Annotated in this window: 12 protein-coding genes; 9 read left to right on the top strand and 3 right to left on the bottom strand. The window is 70.0% G+C overall.

The window, feature by feature from the left end:
- The first annotated feature begins 28 nt into the window (after positions 1-28).
- The 4 genes from Pla133_RS18785 (at position 29) to Pla133_RS18770 (ending at position 5222) form a co-directional block, all read left to right on the top strand.
- Entirely contained in the window at positions 29-1087 is a 1059-nt protein-coding gene (locus Pla133_RS18785) for a type IV pilus twitching motility protein PilT (RefSeq protein ID WP_419191726.1), read from the top strand.
- Positions 1087-2790 carry a GspE/PulE family protein gene (locus Pla133_RS18780; RefSeq protein ID WP_145068086.1) on the top strand — a complete coding sequence of 568 codons (1704 nt, stop codon included), beginning with the start codon at positions 1087-1089 and terminating at the stop codon, positions 2788-2790. The genes Pla133_RS18785 and Pla133_RS18780 overlap by 1 nt, the downstream gene beginning before the upstream one ends.
- A gap of 23 nt (positions 2791-2813) precedes the next feature.
- A complete protein-coding gene (locus Pla133_RS18775) occupies positions 2814-4124 on the top strand; it encodes a type II secretion system F family protein (protein ID WP_145068084.1) in 1311 nt (436 codons plus the stop codon).
- Between the two features lie 378 nt (positions 4125-4502).
- Positions 4503-5222, top strand: a complete 720-nt coding sequence (locus tag Pla133_RS18770; protein ID WP_419191725.1) for a pilus assembly FimT family protein — start codon at positions 4503-4505, stop codon at positions 5220-5222.
- Positions 5223-5355: 133 nt separating this feature from the next.
- On the opposite strand, the gene Pla133_RS18765 is transcribed toward Pla133_RS18770, so the two are convergent.
- Positions 5356-6123 (bottom strand): TatD family hydrolase, encoded by a 768-nt coding sequence (locus Pla133_RS18765; protein ID WP_419191724.1) that lies wholly within the window; start codon positions 6121-6123, stop codon positions 5356-5358.
- 38 nt (positions 6124-6161) lie between these two features.
- Complete coding sequence (locus Pla133_RS26550) at positions 6162-7196, bottom strand: hypothetical protein (protein WP_419191723.1); 1035 nt, start codon at positions 7194-7196, stop codon at positions 6162-6164.
- Between the two features lie 194 nt (positions 7197-7390).
- On the opposite strand from Pla133_RS26550, the gene Pla133_RS18760 reads away from it, so the two are divergent.
- From Pla133_RS18760 to Pla133_RS18740, 5 genes are all read left to right on the top strand, one after another.
- Positions 7391-10717, top strand: a complete 3327-nt coding sequence (locus Pla133_RS18760) for an Ig-like domain-containing domain (protein ID WP_145068080.1) — start codon at positions 7391-7393, stop codon at positions 10715-10717.
- A 545-nt stretch (positions 10718-11262) separates the two neighbouring features.
- The gene (locus tag Pla133_RS18755; protein ID WP_145068078.1) at positions 11263-14556 is read left to right on the top strand and encodes an Ig-like domain-containing domain; all 3294 of its coding nucleotides are present in this window, start codon (positions 11263-11265) and stop codon (positions 14554-14556) included.
- A gap of 111 nt (positions 14557-14667) precedes the next feature.
- Positions 14668-15912 carry an amidohydrolase family protein gene (locus tag Pla133_RS18750; protein ID WP_145068076.1) on the top strand — a complete coding sequence of 415 codons (1245 nt, stop codon included), beginning with the start codon at positions 14668-14670 and terminating at the stop codon, positions 15910-15912.
- A gap of 68 nt (positions 15913-15980) precedes the next feature.
- A complete protein-coding gene (locus Pla133_RS18745; protein WP_419191722.1) occupies positions 15981-17114 on the top strand; it encodes a DHH family phosphoesterase in 1134 nt (377 codons plus the stop codon).
- On the top strand, positions 17111-17872 hold the full coding sequence (locus tag Pla133_RS18740; protein WP_145068073.1) for a metallophosphoesterase family protein: 762 nt from the start codon (positions 17111-17113) through the stop codon (positions 17870-17872). The genes Pla133_RS18745 and Pla133_RS18740 overlap by 4 nt, the downstream gene beginning before the upstream one ends.
- A 24-nt stretch (positions 17873-17896) precedes the next feature.
- On the opposite strand, the gene Pla133_RS18735 is transcribed toward Pla133_RS18740, so the two are convergent.
- Complete coding sequence (locus Pla133_RS18735; protein ID WP_145068070.1) at positions 17897-18799, bottom strand: proline dehydrogenase family protein; 903 nt, start codon at positions 18797-18799, stop codon at positions 17897-17899.
- Positions 18800-18813: the final 14 nt, after the last annotated feature.

Below are 18813 nucleotides of genomic sequence, written 5' to 3'. Positions count from 1 at the left end.
GCCCCCGACTGAGCTTTCGATGATCACCATGGAAGACCTTCTTGCGCTGATGGTGCGCAAGGGGGGATCGGACCTTCACCTCTCGACCAATACTCCGCCGCGCATCCGCGTGGACGGGGCCCTGGTCTCGGTCAACTCGCCGCCCCTGACCCCCCAGGACACGCGGCGACTGGCGACCAGCGTGTTGACGTCGGATCAGATCGCGCGTCTCGACCGCGACCACGAGCTCGACTGCTCCTTCGAGCTCGAGGGCTCGGGCCGTTTCCGGGCCAACGTCTTCTACCAGCGCGGGGCCGTGGCGGCGGTGCTGCGGCTGGTGCCCTTCGAGATCCTGAGCTTCGACACCCTCGGCCTGCCCGAGGACGTCTGCGACCGGATCTGCAACCTGCGCGCCGGCCTGGTGCTGGTCTGCGGAGCCACCGGCTCGGGCAAGTCCACGACCCTGGCGTCGATGATCGACCGCATCAACGCGGCTCGCCAGGGGCACATCATCACCATCGAGGACCCGATCGAGTTCGCGCACAAGAGCCAGCAGTGCCTGGTCACCCAGCGCGAGATCGGGGACGACTCCCACACCTTCGCCAACGCCCTGCGCAGCGTTCTACGCCAGGATCCGGACGTGGTGCTGGTGGGCGAGCTGCGCGACCAGGAGACGATCGAAGCGGCGCTGACCCTGGCCGAGACCGGCCACCTGACCTTCGGCACCCTGCACACCTCGGACGCCGTGCAGACGATGAACCGCATCGTCGACGTGTTCCCGGCGCACCAGCAGTCGCAGATCCTGACCCAGCTCTCGTTCAGCCTCGAGGCCGTGTTCTGTCAGCAGTTGCTGCCGAACGCCAGTGGCCGCGGCCGCACGATGGCCTCCGAGATCCTGATCGCGACGCCCGGCATCCGCGCGCTGATCCGCGAGGGCAAGGCGCACCAGATCTACAGCCACCTGCAGACCGGCGCCAAGGTCGGCATGCGGACCATGGCCGGCTCCCTGGCCCAACTGATCCGCAGCGGCGCCGTCCGACTGGACGATGCCGAGCGCACCCTCAGCAACCCGGGCGAACTCCAAAGCCTCATTCGCGGCGCAGCCTGATGGTCAGGATCTCAGGCAAGATTCGGCGTCTTCTGATCGACGCCGAGCTGATCGACGCCGAGGAGTGGGAGACCGCTCGCGACGCCGGCTCTTCTCCCGTCGACGCTCTGATCGAGAGCGGTCGCCTGCCTGAGATCGCCCTGTTCGAGGCGCTCGGTGGCGCCTCGGGGGTCGTTCCGATCTGCCTCGAGCGCGTCAACCCGGATCCGGCGGCCCTCGACGTGTTGCCCCGGGAGACGCTCTTCGAGCACTGCGTGCTGCCGCTCGTGCGCAACGGCGACGTCCTGACCGTCGCCGTGGCGGACCCCTTCGACCTCTTGCTGCTCGACGACCTGAACATCATCGCGGGCTGCAAGGTCCGGCCGGTGCTCAGCCATCCCGCGGCGATTCGCGAAGCGCTCGAGAAGGTCTTCGACGACGGCAAGGCCCAGGTCGACGAGCTGCTCGACCAGGTCAACGATGCCGACCTGGAGATCCAGGAGAACGTCGACCAGGACGCCTCGGTCGACCTCTCCGGCGCTGGCTCGGGAGAGGACGTGCCGGCGGTCAAGCTGGCCAACCTGATCCTGCTGCGCGCCCTGCGCGAGAAGGCCAGCGACATCCACATCGAGCCCGGCGAGAAGAACCTGCGGATCCGACTGCGGATCGACGGTCGCCTGGTCGAGGCCATGCGCCCGCCCAAGAGCATCCTCTCGGCGCTGATCTCGCGACTGAAGATCATGGCCAGCCTGGACATCGCCGAGCGCTTCAGTCCACAGGACGGCAAGTTCCAGATCCGCTACGAGGGTCGCGCGATCGACTTCCGGCTCTCGACCCTGCCAGTGGTGGGCGGCGAGAAGGCCGTGATGCGGATCCTCGACTCGTCGGGGGTGGCCCATTCGCTCGAGAAGCTCGGCTACGAGCCCAAGTGTCTGGCGGACATGCAGAAGGCTATCGCCGCCTCCTACGGCATGGTGCTGGTCACGGGCCCGACGGGTTCGGGTAAGTCGACCACCCTGTACGCCTCCGTCAAGGAGGTCGCCACGCCGGAGATCAACGTGGTCACCGTCGAGGATCCCGTCGAGTACCGCATGGACGGCATCAACCAGGTGCCGGTCAATCCCAAGCGCGGCATGACCTTCGCCGGCGCCCTGCGCTCGATCCTGCGACAGGACCCGGACGTGGTGCTGGTCGGTGAGATCCGGGACGTCGAGACGGCCGAGATCGGCATCAAGGCCGCCCTCACCGGTCACCTGGTGCTCTCGACCCTGCACACGAACGACGCGGCCGGGGCGATCACGCGTTTGATCGACATGGGCATCGACCCCTTCATGGTCTCGAGCTCGCTCCTGTGCGTGGCCGCCCAGCGACTCGCGCGCGTGCTCTGCCCCAACTGCCGGGTGCCACTCGAGCCCCTGCCCGACGCCAAGCTGATCGAGCTGGGCTTCCTCGAAGAGGAGCTCGAGGGACTCGAGCTGTGGGCCCCCAACCCCGCGGGCTGTGCCCGCTGTAGCGGTGGCTACAAGGGTCGCTTCGCGATCCTCGAGACGCTCTACCTCGACGCGACCATCAAACGCATGGTCGTCGAAGGTGCCTCGGTGCACGAGATCAAGTCCGAAGCGATCAACCAGGGCATGGTGACCCTGCGGCGCGCCGGACTCATGAACGCGAAGCGCGGCAAGTCCTCACTCGAGGAAGTTCTGCGCGTGACGATGGCCGACTGAAAAGTCAAAGACAGACGAACCCCGTGGTCAACTTCCAATACGCCGCCAAGGATGCCTCCGGCAAGACCGTCGAAGGCAGCATCGAAGCGAGGGATCGAGGCGAGGCTCTCGGTGAACTGCGTAAGCAGCAGCTCACCCCGATGCGCGTCGATCAAGATCGAGGCAAGCCCGCCAAGGGCAAGAAGGACAAGGCGCCGAGCTCGAACAAGGGCGACGATCAGGCCAAGCAGGGTGGAGGCTTCTCCCTCAAGAGCATCACCGAGTTCCGCCTCGGCAAGGTCAAGCCCAGCGCCAGCCGTCAGGAGCTGGTGCTGTTCACGCGCCAGCTCGCGACGATGATCGGCGCCGGCCTGTCGTTGCTGGAGTCGCTCGAGGTGCTCGAGGAGCAGGCCGACACGCCGCCCATGAAGGCCACTTGCTCGCGGCTCACCGCCGAGCTGCGGGGTGGGCAGGACCTCTCGGCGGCGATGGAGTACTGCCCCAAGGCCTTCTCGCCCCTGTACATCTCGATGGTGCGCGCGGGTGAGGCCTCGGGCCAGATGGACATCATCCTGGAGCGCCTGGCCGACTACACCGAGGCCAGCGACGAGCTGCGCCGCGAGGTCAAGTCGGCCATGACCTACCCGGTCATCTCGCTGGTGCTGGTGCTGGGCATCACGGCCTTCCTGATGCTCGGCGTGGTGCCGACCTTCCGGCAGGTCTTCGAGTCCCTGGGCACCGAGCTGCCGGCCCTGACCAAGTTCGTCTTGGCCACGTCCGACTGGATGCGGAACCACTACCTGATGGGGGCAGCGATCATCGGCTCGGTGGTGGCGGGGCTGGTGCTGTTCAAGCGCACCGACCGCGGCCAGTTGACCTTCGACCACATCAGCCTGCGCCTGCCGGTCTTCGGCGAGCTGACACGCAAGATCGCCCTGGCGCGCTTCTCGCGGACCTTCTCGACCCTGATCCGCTCCGGTGTGCCGATCATCGGCACCTTGGAGATCGTGGCCGAGACCGCCGGCAACCGCGTGGTGGCGGACGCGGTCAACAAGTCGCGCGAGGCGGTCCGCAACGGCAACATGCTCTCGGAGCCGCTCTCCGAGGCCACGGTCTTCCCGCCCATGGTGACGCGCATGATCGCCATCGGTGAACGCTCCGGCGCACTCGAGCAACTGCTCGAGAAGATCGCCATTTTCTACGACAGCCAGGTCAAGGCGACCATCAAGTCCCTGACCAGCTTGATCGAGCCGCTCTTGATCTCCTTCATGGGTGTGATCGTGGGTGGCGTGGTGCTCTCCGTCTTCCTGCCGATCCTCGACATCGTCGGACAGCTCGGCGGGCCGAGCGGCTGAGCGGCCGCACAGCGATCGCTGGCACGCGCTGCGCCGTGGTCACCCCCTGGGTGGTCGCGGCGCAGCCGCGTTCGGGACTCGTCCGCGGAGACTCGAGCGCTTTTACGCGGGTTTTCCCGGATGCGGTCAAGAGCGCTGTCGCGGGAGGACGATCCGTTGCGTGTCCGAGGGGTTGTCGGAGAGCGGACGGGGCGGTGCCGAGAGGCGCCGGTCACCGCGACCGACGCCCGAGCGGCGCTGCCGACCAGGCTGTGCGATTGACCCGAGAGGGCCAGTCGAGCAGACGCGGCCGGTGACGCGCCACCAGGTACTCGAGCCGCTCCAAGGCGCTTCGGACACTAGGCAATGAAGGCATTCCACACGAGGCAGAACTCCACAGTGAAGTTGCAACAACGCAAGAACGCGGGTTTCACCCTGATCGAGCTGATGATCGTCGTCGCGATCATCGCGATCATCGCATCCGTCGCCATCCCGAAGCTGCTCAGCGCTCGCCTGTCGGCGAACGAATCGGCAGCCATCTCCACCCTCCGGTCGATCTCGTCGGCCCAAGCCCAACTGCAGTCCTCGGCTGCCATCGACGTCGACTCCGACGGCGGCGGCGAGTACGGGTACTTCGCTGAGCTGGCCGGCACCGTCGGTCTGCGCGAAGACGACGGCGCGGGCGGCATCCAGATCGGTGCCGACGTCCTCGCCCCGCCGATGCTCTCGGGCGCCCTCGGCAACGTCGACGGCGACGGCTTCGTCCAGCGCTCCGGCTACCTGTTCGCCATGTTCCTGCCGGACGACGCCAGCGCGGGTCTGCTCGAGGCCGCCGACGGCGGCGCCGACACCAACGCGGTCGACTCCGACCAGGCCGAGATCCTTTGGTGCTGCTACGCCTGGCCGCTGAACTACCAGCAGACCGGCAACCGCGTCTTCTTCATCAACCAAGACGGCGACATCCTGCAATCCAACAACCGCGACGAGACCTACTCGGGTGCGGCCACCGCGCCTGCCTTCGACGCGGCCTACAACGGCGCCGACATGAGCACCGCCACGGCCAACGCGGCCGCCGGCAACGCCGGTCAGGACACCAACACCTGGACCGTGCTCCAGTAAGGTTGATCGACGCACGGCGCGGGGTTCTCTCCGCGCCGAGCAACGCCGGGGCGCAGCGAGCGATCGCTGCGCCCCGCGCGCGTTCGGCCGGCTTCGCGCGCGCTGGTTCAGGTCTGCGAAGCTCGTCCGGCCTTCAAAGATGGGAGCCGAACAGGTGCCGGGCGTTGGCCGTGGTTCGCTCGGCCAAGACGTTCACGTCCTCGCCGCGCAGCTCGGCCAGGACTTCGAGCACGCGCCGGGCGTGCCGGGGCTCGTTGCGCGCCTCGTCGACGCCGTCGGGGACCAGGAAGGGCGAGTCGGTCTCGACCAGCAGCAGCTCCGCCGGGACCAGCTCCGCCGCCGCGCGGATCTTGCGGTTGCGGGGCGAGGTCAACAGCCCGCCGAAGGCCACGTGCAGCCCGGCGGCCGCCACCTGTTCAGCCTGCGCCGGTCCCTCGGCGAAGCTGTGCACGACCCCGCGCACCCCTCGGTGGTGACCCAGGACCTGGGCCAGGTCCTCGAAGCTCTTGCGGCAGTGGATCACTACCGGAAGGTCGCGCCGGCGGGCCAGGTCCAGGTGGAAGTGGAAGGCGTCGAGCTGCTCGGCGCGGTCGCTCGTGCCGCGGTGGTGCCAGTCGAGGCCGGTCTCGCCCACCGCCACGTAGTCGCCGCTGTCGATCAGCTCCTCGATGCGCTGCAGGTCGCCGGGCCCGTGCGCCGCTGCGGAACAGGGGTGCACGCCGGCGGTGGCCACCAGGCCCGCGTGCTGGCGGGTCAACTCGGCGGCGGCGAGGGAGCTCTCGGGGTCGATGCCGACCACGACCGTGCGCTCGACGCCCGCTGCCCGCGCGCGCTCGAGCACCGCTGCCACGTCCCCCGCGAAGGCCGCGACCTGCAGGTGGGCATGGGTGTCGACGATCAAAGGGGCGGCGGGAGCAGGGGGAGCGAGCCCGGCCGGGCTCAGGGGCAGTTGGCCTGGACCAGGTTGGCCAGGAAGAGCTGCATGTTGGGATCGGCCTCGAGCAGGGCGACCTCCTCGAGCAGGGCGCAGGCCTCCGCCTCGGGGAAGGCGTCGACCACACCTTGGGCGGCCAGGCGTCGCAGGTAGCCGTTGCCGGTGGACTCGAGCAGCACCGCGCGCAGGGCCTCGCGCGCCAGGGGCGTCCCGGCCAGGGCCAACTCGCGCACCGCGCGGTGGCGGGTGGACTCGTCTCGCCGAAGGTCCGTCGCGACCAGAGCCAAGATCGACGAGGGATCGACGTCCCTCGCGGCGGCGGCCGTGAGCCAGCCCACGAGGATCGTCTCCGACGGCGGATAGGTTCCGCGCGGGTCTTCCCGCACCAGGGGCTCGAGCACCTCCAAGGCCAAGTCCGGATCCACGTCGCCGAGCACCCGCGTGGCGGTCTCGCGCAGCCCCAGGTCCTCGCCGTACTCGACCACCAGGCGCGCCAGGTAGGGCGACACCTGCTCGGGGGCGGCGTGGGCCGCGAGCTCGAGGGCCGCGCGCCGCACGATGCGGTCGTGCTCGTCGGCATCGACCCGCCGCATCAGGGCGACCCCGACGCCGACGTGCTCGCGGTGCGCGTCCTGGATCGCCTTGCGGCGGCTGTCGATCCAGTCGTTCTGCAGCTCCACCCGCTCCGGCGGCGGCGGCGTCAGCACCGTGAGCAACTCCTCGGCACGCGCCTCGTCGACGGGGTCGACGACGAAGTCCGCGGCCGGGAGGCCCAGCGGTCCCTCGTCGGCCGAAGTCGCCTGGCCGGCGACCGACGAGCTCGGCGCCGTGACGCCGACGTTGACTGGCCCACCGGTCTCGTGGGTGCAGGCCACTAGGGCCACCGACAGCAAGAGCGCGCCGGCGATGGAGGTCGCCGGGCGCTGGCGCATCTCGCGGCAGACGGCGCGGCAATTCCTGTCGCGGGCGATGCCCGAGTGGGTGGTAACCGCGCGGAAGCTAGCCGCACGGGACGGCGTGATCGGGGCAGTGGGGGCCATGGTCGTCGTCGGTCTCGGAGCGTCGGTCGGGCAGAAGTTGTAGGCCATCGGTGCCATCGACGCTAGTTCGACCGAGGGGTCGGCGTCACGCCCACGGGCGGCGAAGTCGGCCTGCCACCCTCGGCTCGATCCGATCGAGTGCCCCCCCGGAACGGACTCCCCTCCTCGAGACCCCGACCGATTGGACGGCACACATGCGATTGCAGTCGAACTTCCGCCCCAGCGGCGACCTGCGCGACCTCGCCTCGGGCATCGGCCCGGCCCCGGCGCCCGCGAACGGCGCCAGCCGCAGGCTGTCCGCGGCGCTGCCGCCCGGCGGCGCCCTCACGCGTGCGGCGCTGCCGCCCGGCGGCGCCCTCACGCGTGCGGCGCTGTTCGCAACGCCGCTGCTGGCGCTGCTGGCGCTGCTCCCATCCTGTGGGGGCTCCTCGACCGCCACGGCCGGATCCGTCGACGGTGGGCTGGGCGGATCGGGCAGTCTGTCGATCGTCGCCTGTAGCTTGGGCTGCTCGCCCAGCTCCGGCGGTGGGCCGATCTCCTGTGCGATCAACTCGATCTACGTGAACCAGGAGCTGGCGGTCGAGTTCGACAAGCCGATCGCGCCCGCGTCGGTGAATCCGCTCAGCTTCCGCGTGGTCTCCGAGACGGGCTCCACGCCCTCTGGCGAGTACTTGGTCGATCCGAGCAATCCGCGCCGCGTCCTGTTCCGGCCCCTGGTGACCTTCGGCTCCGACGGCTTGCCCAAGTTCGGCTTCTCGCCCTCCCTGTCGTACACGATCGAAGTGCCGGCCGCCGCTCCGGGCGCCCTGGGCTTCTTCATCACCGCAGTCGACGGCCAGAAGAACGTCACTCCACTCAAGTGCTCGGTGGTGCCGTCCTTGAGCGTGCAGGACGTGGTCGTGGGCCCGCCGGTGGTGAAGGCGACGATCGAGGAGTTGACCGCGGCCGGCGCCGTCTTCGATGCCTTCTCGAGTCCTGACAGCGTGCCCCTGAACGCGCGTCTGCGCTTCGAGTTCGACGACGTGATGAATCCGGCAACCCTGTTGAACACCGTCACGTCGACCTCGGACTTCATTCAGGTCCAAGTGGATCTGGACGGCGACCTGAGCGATGCCTCGGATCAGCTGGAGGTGCTCGGCAGCTTCGAGATCGAGATCGTCCAGAGCCTCGCTCTGAAGCGCACCACGGTGATCTTCACCCCCGAAGCGGGCTTCCCGAGCGCCGGCAGCGACGGCGACGAGCCACGACGCATCGTCGTCAGTTTGCCGCCGACGATCACGGACCTGGGCGGCAACAACCTGGCCAACGCGGGGACACTGAGCTTCACGACGCAACCCGGAACTGCGACCCAAGAAGTCCTGGCGGCGACTTTCGCCCAGGGTGACGAGACCCTCGACCTGGCCCGTTCGAGCGTCGTGCACGATCCGTTGTACGAAGCCCTGAGTGGCGGGGGCGAGGTGCTGTTCACGGGGCGGTTGCTGCGCGGACTGGGCGGCGGGTCGGGCAGGCTCGGTGACCTGCTGATCCCGAGCGGAACCGAGCTGGTGCTCTCCACCGGGCCGGCGATCCCCACGCGCTTCGGGCCCGCTCTCACCAACGGCGCGGTGTTCGAGGACGGCCAGTTGGTCGCCTACGACGTGGCCGCGCAGATCGTGGACGGCGGCGCCTACCCCGCGGACTGGGCGGACAACGGGATCGATGGCGACGGGCCCGGCCAAACCGTCGCGACGGTGGTCGACGGCGTCTTCGAGTTCGCCAGCCTGACGATCGAGCCGGGCGCGCGCCTGCGCCTGGTGGGGGAGCGCGGCGCGCGCATCTTCGTACGTGGTGACGCGGACATCCGCGGCGGCGTCTTCGCCCACGGCTCCGCGGCCCTGGACCACGACGCCCTGGTCGGCTTCGGTGGAGCCGGTGGCTCGGGTGGACCCGGGGGCGGCGCCGGGGGAGACGGCGGCGACCGCGCGCTGGTCTCGGCCGAGTTCGTCGCGAAGGGGGGCTACCCCCACGCATTCGGCTCCGAGGTCATCGTAGACGGCGCTGTCGGTGGGGGTCGCGGTGGGGCGCAACCGAGTGGGGCGGACGACTTCGGCGCGGGCACGGGCGGCCGTCACTTCCCGGAGCTGCTCCCCGGTCCGACCTCGACCGAGTTGGGCGACTTCGAGGCGAACAAGACCTGTGCCACGACCCAGGTCGGCACCCCCGGTGGTGGCGGGACCTTCGCCCTCGCGGGCGGTGCGCCGACCTACGCGACGCCGATGCCCTTCGACGGTGTTCCCGTGGGACCGCTGCTCGAGTCGCCGAGCGCGAGCCTGGCTCCGGTGGGCGTCGTGCAACTGGATCCGGACGCAGGTGGATCGCTGGCTGGCGGCGCCGGGGGCGGAGGCGGCGGGATGGGCATCGCCCTCTCGCAGTTGGCCGCCCAGCCGGTGACCTGCCTGCCGATTCCGGGCTTCGACCTCTTCATCAGCATCTACCGCGACGCGAGCGGGGCCGGTGGGGGCGGTGGCGGAGGGGCCATGCAATTGCAGGTCGGTCACCGGCTCGACCTGCGCGGTGTTTTGGCCTTCGCGGGCGGGGACGGTGGCAGCGCGGACGGTGGCGTCACCACCGACGCGGCGCGGACCGCTGCTCCCGGCGGCGGGGGAAGCGGCGGCGCGCTCTTGCTGCAGGCCTTCGACCTGGAACTCGCGGGGTTCCCCGGGCTACTCGACGTGCAGGGCGGAGAGGGGGGGCGCAACGACTTCAGCGGATCCCTGGGTGGGGCCGGCGCGCCGGGGATCCTGCGACTGGAGAACTCGGCCTGGCTCGCCGGCGCACTGCCCGCCGGGGTGGCGTCGGCCGAACCGCTCGAGCTCGACGAGGTGGCAGGGTCTGTGCTGCCGTTCCTCGGGACGGAGCCCTCGGATCCGGTGCCGCTGGACCAGGTGCTCGCGCTCGGCGACTTCGCGCCCGTGTCTGCGGGGCCCGGCGCCACGGTCGGCGCCCAGAGCTGCTGGCTGTTGCCGTCGCCGGGGACGTTCGAGACCGAGTACGCCGGGGACGGGCCAGGTCCCGACGATCTGGGTTGGGACCTGATCCTCGAGCTCTCGGGGGACCTCGGTGGCACTGCGGGGCAGATCGTCAGCTACCGCGGCGATCCGGGCCCCCTGGGGGTGCTCACGGGCGGGGTCTCCCTGGCCGAGTTCCTCGGCAACGAGCTGGCGACCTCCGACTGCGGATGCAGCGGCTCCGCGATCGTCGTCCGGTTCCAGGGCGCGCGTCTGCTCGGAGCGGCGGACTCGCCCTGCGCCATCGACCTGGGCGCAGCAGGACCGCTGCTGGCCGGGTCGCTGACCCCATGGCTGGCCTCGCCGGAGGAGCTCTGGACCTACTGGGACTCGGTACTGGGGGTGGACAGCGGGCTGGCCGCGGGACGCCGCCCCAACATGCTCCGGGCCCAGGTCCTGATCGACGGCGACGATCCCCTGGCGGCGATGTTGGGTTCGATCGTGGAACTCTCGGTGACGGTCCTCGCGGACTGATTCGAGCGGCCTGGGCGCGTGGGGTGTGCGTTAGCGCACGGCGCTCCAACAACGGAGTGGACGGCGGGTGCCCATGGACCATGTGGGGCCCGGATCCATCGTGGCACGCGCCTTGCTATTGAACTCCGCGCGACGCTCAACGCCGATGGCACCACCGGCTCATCGTGGGCGCTCCACCGGCTCATCGAGACCACGCGACCGAACGGGAAAAGTCAGTAGGGGGTCGGGCGGAGCCGCCTATCATCTGCGGTCCGACCGACCACCGAGGCTCCCCACGCCTCGCCAGGGCGTTCGGGACCCCCTCGGTGACCCTGCCGACCGCCCCCGGGTGGCCTGCTCCGACGCGCTCGGACGGGCATTCGCGGGCATGACCGTCGCCTGTGGCGCGCCGCGCCGACCCTCCAGCGCAGTAATCGGCTCCGAGCTCGATTCGGCGCGACCCAACTCCCGCTCAAACCCCTCGAGCCCACAGGCTCGAAGGGCCGACCGCCAGCCTGCTCGACCGGTCCGACCCCGTCGAGTCACGACTCCAGCGCCTTCCCCACATGATCCTGCGATCCACCTCGATCTCGGCCACTGCTCGTCTGACCTTGACCGGTCTGGCCCTCTCTGGACTGGTGCTCACCGGCTGCAGCGGCGGTGGCTCGTCCACTGCCGGGTCGGTCGACACCGGCACCGACGTCGGCTCCGGCGGCCTGTCGATCGTCTCGTGCAGCCTCGGCTGTGCCGGAAGCGCCACCAGCGGCTTCTCGTGCTCGATCAACGAGGTCTACGTCAACCAGGAGATCTCGGTCGAGTTCAACAAGCCGATCAACCCGAGCTCGCTCAACGCCCTGAGCTTCCGGGTCGTCTCGGAGACCGGTTCGACCCCCAGCGGTGAGTACGCGGTCGACCCGACCAACGCCCGCCGCGCCATCTTCCGGCCCCTGGTGACCTTCGGCTCGGACGGCCTGCCCAAGTTCGGCCTCAATCCGGCGCTGTCGTACACGGTCGAGATCCCGGCTTTCGTCAGCGGTCAGTTGGGCTTCTTCGTCACCAGCTTGGCGGGCGAGAAGAACACCACGCCCCTGGCCTGCACGGTGTTGCCCAACCTCGGCGTGAACGACGCCGTCCCCGGCAACCCGGTGGTGACGCCGCTGATCGAGGAGTTGGATGGTTCGGGCAATGTCCTCGACGCCTTCTCCTCGCCGACGGACGTCGCGGCCCGGTCGCGCCTGCGACTGAATTTCAACGACGTGATGAACCCGGCCACCCTGGTCAACACGGTCACATCGACGTCCGACTTCATCGAGGTGCGCGTCGACCTCGACGGCGACCTGACGGACTCCTCCGACCAGCTGGCCATCCAGGGCACCTTCGACATCGAGATCTCCCAGGGGTTGACCGAAGTCAAGGGCACCACGGTGCTGTTCACCCCCGGCAAGAGCGACGACCCGCCGGCCGCCAAGGTCTTCCCGAAGTCCGGCAGCGACCCGCTCAACCCCCGCGTGATCGTGGTGGTGATGCCGCCGACGATCACCGACCTCGGGGGTAACCCGCTGGCCAACGCGGGGGAGGTCTCCTTCACGACCGAGGCCAGCATCGTCGGAGAAGAGTCTCTGCTGGCGACCTTCGCCGACCAGGAGCAGTCCTTCGACGGACCTCGCTCCAGCCTCGTGCGGGACACCGGCTTCACGGTCCCCGGTCTTGGCGCTGGCGAGCCGCTCTACGAGGGACGCTTGCTGCGCGGTCTCGGCGGCGGCTCCGGGCGACTCGGCGACGTGCGCGTTCCCGCCCAATCCGAAGTCGTCATCTCGACCGGCCCGATCCCGACCGTCTTCGGTCCGGATCTCGTCACTGGCGCGGTGATCGACGACAACGGCACGCCCTCGGATCCGTCCGACGACACCGTCGTCGAGTACCGCGTGAAGTCGGAGATCCTCGACTCCGGTCTCTACCCGTCCGATTGGGCGACCAACGCCATCCCCGACGACGGTCCCGGCGAGACGACGACCACGGTCTCGAACGGGGTCTTTGAGTTCGGGTCCCTCACGATCGATCCCGGTGGACGTCTGCGCCTCGTGGGGGACAACCCGGCACGTCTGTTCGTCCGCGGTGACGCGGTCGTGCGCGGCGCGATCCAGGCCACCGGCTCTACGGCCGTGGCCCACGACTCGCTCGAGCTGTTCGGTTCGTCCGGCGCCGAGCCGGGTCCGTCCGGTGGCGCTGGTGGTGCGGGAGGCGATCGCTCCAATCCGGACGCCGCCATCGCGGCACTGACCCCGGCGGGTGTCCCCAAGCACCTCCCGGGTGCGATCGTCGTCACCGACGGCACCCCCGGCGAGGGCCGCGGGGGCCTGGCCCCGGTCGGGCCTGAGGACTTCGGCGCGGGCGTCGGCGGCACCCAGTTCCCGCTCGTGCTTCCCGGCCCGCTGACTTCGGACCTGAACGGGTTCGACGCCAACAACCTTTGCACCTCGTCCCAAGTCGGTGTCCCCGGTCTCGGCGGGTCCTTCGCCTTTGCCGGCGGGACCCCCCTGTACGTGACGCCGACCCCGAGCCTCGGGGTCCCGACCCTTCCGAGCATTCCGGCCCCCAGCGGTAGCCTCTTCACGGCCGATCTCGCGAACCTCGACGAGGATGCCGGCGGCGACCTGATCGGTGGATCCGGCGGTGGTGGTGGAGGTCTCGGTATCGCCTTCACCCAGTCCAACGGCAAGCCGTTCAACTGCGGAGTGCCGCTGTTCGGCTCGGTCTTGGCCCTGAGCACGTGGAAGGACGCCAGTGGCGCCGGCGGCGGCGGCGGCGGTGGTGGCCTGCAGATGCAGGTCGGTCGGACCCTCGAGGTGCAGGGCTCGATCGCGCTCACCGGCGGCAACGGCGGCAGCCTGACCCCGACTCCCTCTGTTCAGCAGGGCAGCATGGCGGCCCCGGGTGGCGGCGGCAGCGGTGGAACGTTCCTGGCCCAGGCCTTCGAACTCGCCATTGCCAACTTCCCCGGCGTCATCGACGTCCGCGGCGGCGCGGGCGGCTTCAACCCGGCCACGGGTTCCCGCGGCGGCGACGGTGCGCCCGGCATCGTCGTGATGCAGAACTCGGCCTACCTCGCAGGCAGCTTGCCCGCGGGTGTCGGCACCGACGACCCGCTGGTGATCGGCGGCACCCCCGGGGTCCCGCTGGCCAGCGGCGAGGGTTTCAAGATCTCGCCCCAGGTGAGCCAGAACGCGTCGGACAACCCGGCCTACCTCGCGCCGCCCACGGACATCCTCCAGGTCGGCGACTTCCAGAAGGTCAACAACGGCGTCGGTGCGACGGTCGGCTTTCAGTCCTGCTGGCTGCTGCCCAGCCCCGGCGTTTTCGAGGCGACCTTCCTCGAGGACGGCATGGACCCCGACGACCTCGGCTGGGACATCCTGTTCGAGGTCGGTGGTGGCCCCCTGGGCGCCAGCACCGTGGTTTCCTACCGCGGTGATCCGGGCCCGCTCGGACTCTTCACCGGCGGCATGTCCCTGGCCGACTTCGTCGGGAACGAGCTCAAGACCGACGACTGTGCCTGCACGGGCTCCGAGATCGTCGTGCGCTTCCAGGGCGCCCGCTTCCTCTCCGACATCAGCGATCCCTGCCTGGTGGACCTGACCAGCGTGGCGAGCCCCGTCTTGGCCGGCTCGGTCACCCCGTGGCTGTCCTCGCCCACCGAGCTCAACACCTACTGGGAAGACGTGCTCGGCGCCGGCAGCGGTCTGGCGGCCCAGCGCAAGTCCAACATGGTGCGCGCTCAGGTCTTGATCGACGGCGACCAGCCCCTCTCGACGGTGATCCTCTCCGTCGTCCAGCTCGAGGTCCGCGCTCTGACGGACTGATCGCAGGTCGGTCGGTCTCTCCTGTCCGGAGAGGTCTTCGAGCCAAGTGCGCCCCGCGCGGCCATCGGTCGCGCGGGGCGCTCGCCGTTTTGGGGGTAAGCTGCGCGAGCCATGTCGCCCGAGCAGTCCGCCAAAGACGATCGCCGACTGTTCCGAGCGCGCTGGATCCTGCCGCGATCGGGGGTCGTGCACGTGGACGGCGCGGTGCAGGTCGCGGGTGGAGTGGTCGAGGAGGTCCTGCCCGACCACGGGGCCGTCGGGCGCGCCGGGGCCGCGGGGATCGAGATCGTGGACCTCGGCGACGTCGCGCTGACGCCGGGTCTGGTCAACGCCCACGCCCACCTGGAGTTGGGAGCCCTGGCTGGGCGCCTGCCCCGCGCTCGGCCCTTCGAGGAATGGGTCGGTGCACTGCTCGCGCTGCGCGCCGCGGCGGATGCCGGTGAGCTGGAATCGGGGCTGGCCCGCGACGGACGTGCGCTCCTCGAGTCGGGAACCACCGCCGTTGGCGACATCGACTCGCTCGGACTGGCCGCCACGGCTGGGCCGACGGCCATGCCCAGGCGGCGTGTGTATCGGGAGCTGCTGGACGGACGCGACGCCGCTCGACGGGCCGCGATCGTGGCCGCCCTGTCGGTTCCCCTGGCCGAAACCGATCACCTGCTCGAAGGCCTCTCGCCCCACGCCCCCTTCTCGATCTCGGACGAGCTGCTCGCTGCGGTCGCCTCGACGGCGCGCGTCCGCGGGCTTCCGGTCGCGATGCACTGGGCCGAGACCCCCGAGGAGGTGGCTTGGCTCGACGGTGGGGAGGGTTGGTTCGGACGCTTCTTCCCGCCCGCGGCCGGCATGGCGGGGATCGACGCCCTCGAGCGACACGGCCTGCTCGGTCCGGCCACGACTCTGATCCACGGCAACCACCCGCGCGCGGACGAGCCGCGGCGAATCGCCTCGGCCGGCGCTACGGTGGTGCACTGCCCGGGCTCCCACGCCTACTTCGAACGGGGTCCGTTCCCGCTCCAGCGCTACCTCGACGTGGGGGTCCCGATCGCCTTGGGCACGGACTCGAGCGCGAGCAACGATCGACTCGACATGCGGCGCGAGCTCGCCCTCTTGCGGACGGAGTTCCCCGGTCTCGATCCGATTCGAGCCTGGTCGGCGGCCACGGAGGTCGGCGCCCGGGGCCTGGGCCTGCAGGGACGGGCGGGGTGCTTGGCACCGGGCGCATGGGCCGACCTGGTCGCGTTCGAACTGCCCGAGCCGCTCCCGGCGGACTCCTGGGATTGGCTCACAGCCGCGGCGCCGGCGGTCCGCGGGACGTGGATCGGGGGCCGACCGGTCCCATCCGACGCACTTCAATAGGGCCCGAGCACAGGTCCGGATGGCCGCCGCGCGCGGACTGTCGCATTCAAGGGCTAAACTCGGGCCCCTTGACGTCTACGAGAGCGAGAGATTTGAGAGCGCCGATCACCGAAGACCAGAGCCACGCGCTCGACCTGCTGCGAAGTGCCCAGCGCTTCGTGCTGGTCGGTCACGTTCGGCCCGATGGCGACGTCCTGGGCTCCCAGGGTGGCCTGTGGTCCGTGCTGCGAGCGCTCGGCAAGCAGGTCCGCATCATCAACCCGGACCTGCCCGAGACCCAGTTCGGATTCCTGTCCGAGCAGGTGCCCTACGAGGCCTTCGACGGGGCCGGCCTCCCCGATCACGACGTGATCGTGATGCTCGACTTCGCCGAGCTCTCGCGCACCGGTCCGATGGCGAGTTCGATCGATGCCGCGGCCTCGGTCAAGTTGGTGATCGACCACCACCTGCCGCCGGCGAAGGCTTGGTGGGATCGCGCCTGGGTCGATCGGTCGGCCGCCGCAACGGGTCTGCTGGTGCTGGAGATCGCCCGCGAGCTGGGCGTGCCCCTGGATGCGACGGCGGCCACGTCGATCTTCACGGCATTGGCAACGGACACGGGCTGGTTCCGTCACAGCAACTGCGATCTCGTCGCCATGGAGGCGGCGGCGGAGTTGGTGGCAGCCGGGGCCGATCCCCATCGGATCCATCGGGCCCTGTTCAAGACCCGCACCCCCCAGCATCCGCGCCAGGTCGGAAGTATGCTGGCGGACGTGCGCTACCTGGCCGAGGGACGCATCGCCTACCTCGAAATCCCCTACGACGACGAGACCGAGGTCGACGCCGGCGACGCGGCGATCGATCTCGTTCGTGACGTTGCTGGCGTCGAGATCGCCTTGCTGCTGCGCGAGCTGGCCGACGGGCAGGTGAAGTTGTCCGCGCGCAGCGAGGGGGATGCGGACGTGTACGCCCTGGCGGCGAGCTTCGGCGGCGGAGGCCATCGCAAGGCGTCGGGCGCGGAGCTCGACGGCCCCTTGGACCAGGCCCGCGGACGGTTGTTGGCGGCGGCGACGGCGCTGGTCGGGGCGGCGGCTCCTGGCGAGGCCCCCGGCGAGGCCCCCGGCGAGGCCCCCGGCGAGGCCCCGTCAGGCCGCGGGGGCGACGGCGCCGGTTCGAATTCGGCCGAGATCGAGGAGCGACGCCCGGGGAGGATGGCCCGTTGAAGGTCGCCATCATCTCGGACCTGCACTCGAATCGCGAGTCGCTGGAGGCGGTCTACGAGCACATCCAATCCCAGGGTGTCGATGAGATCGTGTGCCTCGGCGACGTGATCGGCTACGGACCCGAGCCGGAGTTCTGCGTCGATCTGGTGCGCGGCCACACCAGTTGGTGCCTGCTCGGAAACCACGACGAGGCGCTCTTCAGCGACGCGTCGGACTTCAACTCCTACGCGCGCGCCGCGATCGATTTCACCCGCAAGCGCATGGAGCCCCGCTGGTGGAGTTCCGCCGAGCGTCGAGCCCGGTGGCGTTTCTTGCAGGGTCTACCGCGCACCAAGAGCATCGGGCGCTTCCACTTCTTCCACGGTTCGCCCCGCGACCCGGTGCGGGAGTACGTGCTGTCCACCGACGGCATCCTCAACCCGGAGAAGCTGACCGACATTTTCTCGCGCTTCGACGGCGTGGCCTTCGCCGGGCACACCCACCAGCCCGGACTGCACGACGAGGACTTGCACTGGCACGGGATGGACGGGCGCGACACCCTGACCCTGCCCCTGCCCCCGGGCCAAAAGGCCTTCGTCAACGTCGGCTCCACCGGCCAACCGCGAGACGGGGACAGCCGAGCTTGCTACGCGATCCTCGAGGATGAGCAGGTGACCTGGCACCGGGTGGTCTACGACTACCGCGTCACCCAGCAGAAGATCCTGGCCACTGGCGCGCTACCGACGATCCTCGCCCGACGGCTCGAGGTCGGGAAGTAGCTCGGACTGGACCGCGCGCCGCGCTCAGCTCCAGAAGCGCAGGGTGTCGCGGACCACGTGGCGGAACAACTGGGGGTTCTTGCGCAGGCGCCGCTGGCTGTAGGCGCGCCACTCGGGCCCGTAGGGCACGTAGACGCGGACCCGGTGGCCGTCGTCCTTCCAGAGCTTCCAGAGGGGCTCGCGCACGCCGAGCAGCACCTGGAACTCGTACCGGTCGGTGCCGAGGCCGCGCTCGGTGACCAACTTGATCAGGTCAGCCGCCATGACCTCGTCGTGGGTCGCGAGCGAGACCGTGGCGCCGCGATCGAAGAGCTGCGCGGTGCAGGCCAGGTAGGCGTCGCGAATGGCCCCGGGGGCGGTGTGGGCGATCTCGGCGGGCTCGAGGTAGATGCCCTTGACCATGCGGACGTCGAGGGGGCCAGGGGCCAGGGCCTCGATGTCGACCGGCGTCCGCAACAGGCGCGATTGGAGCACGATCCCGACGTTGTGGTGCTCGCGGCGCAGCCGCTCGAACACGCGCAGGGTGCGCTCGGTCGTCGCGTGGTCCTCCATCTCCACGCGCAGGAACTGACCCAGACCCGCGCAGTGCCCCGCGAGCTGGTGGTAGATGTCGAAGGCCAGGTCCTCGGACAGCTCGAGACCGACGTGGGTGGGCTTGACCGACACGTAGGCGTCGAGTCTGGCCGCATGGACCGCATCGGCGGCGGCGGTGTAGCTGTGCAGCACCTTGCGCGCCTGGGCCTCGTCCCGCACGTCCTCGCCGAGCAGATCGATCACGCCCGCATGCCCCTCCGACGCCAGGCCCTGCAGGCGCGCGATGGCCTCGTCGAGCCGTTCGCCGGCGATGTAGCGCCCCGCGAGCCGACGCATGATCGGTGTCGGGATGAGGGGCAGGGTCGAGAGGACGATCTGGTCGAGGGCGCTCATGGTTCGCGGCCCAT

This window comes from Engelhardtia mirabilis, assembly GCF_007748095.1.
GTDB lineage: Bacteria > Planctomycetota > UBA1135 > UBA1135.
This window is presented reverse-complemented; position numbering and strand designations above follow the sequence as displayed.

Bases quoted from the DNA above. Each gene is read 5' to 3' on its own strand.
- Pla133_RS18755 (WP_145068078.1), top strand. From the start codon at position 11,263: ATGATCCTGCGATCCACCTCGATCTCGGCCACTGCTCGTCTGACCTTG.
- Pla133_RS18735 (WP_145068070.1), bottom strand. From the start codon at position 18,799: ATGAGCGCCCTCGACCAGATCGTCCTCTCGACCCTGCCCCTCATCCCG.
- Pla133_RS18750 (WP_145068076.1), top strand. From the start codon at position 14,668: ATGTCGCCCGAGCAGTCCGCCAAAGACGATCGCCGACTGTTCCGAGCG.
- Pla133_RS18785 (WP_419191726.1), top strand. From the start codon at position 29: ATGGAAGACCTTCTTGCGCTGATGGTGCGCAAGGGGGGATCGGACCTT.
- Pla133_RS18780 (WP_145068086.1), top strand. From the start codon at position 1,087: ATGGTCAGGATCTCAGGCAAGATTCGGCGTCTTCTGATCGACGCCGAG.
- Pla133_RS18760 (WP_145068080.1), top strand. From the start codon at position 7,391: ATGCGATTGCAGTCGAACTTCCGCCCCAGCGGCGACCTGCGCGACCTC.
- Pla133_RS26550 (WP_419191723.1), bottom strand. From the start codon at position 7,196: ATGGCCCCCACTGCCCCGATCACGCCGTCCCGTGCGGCTAGCTTCCGC.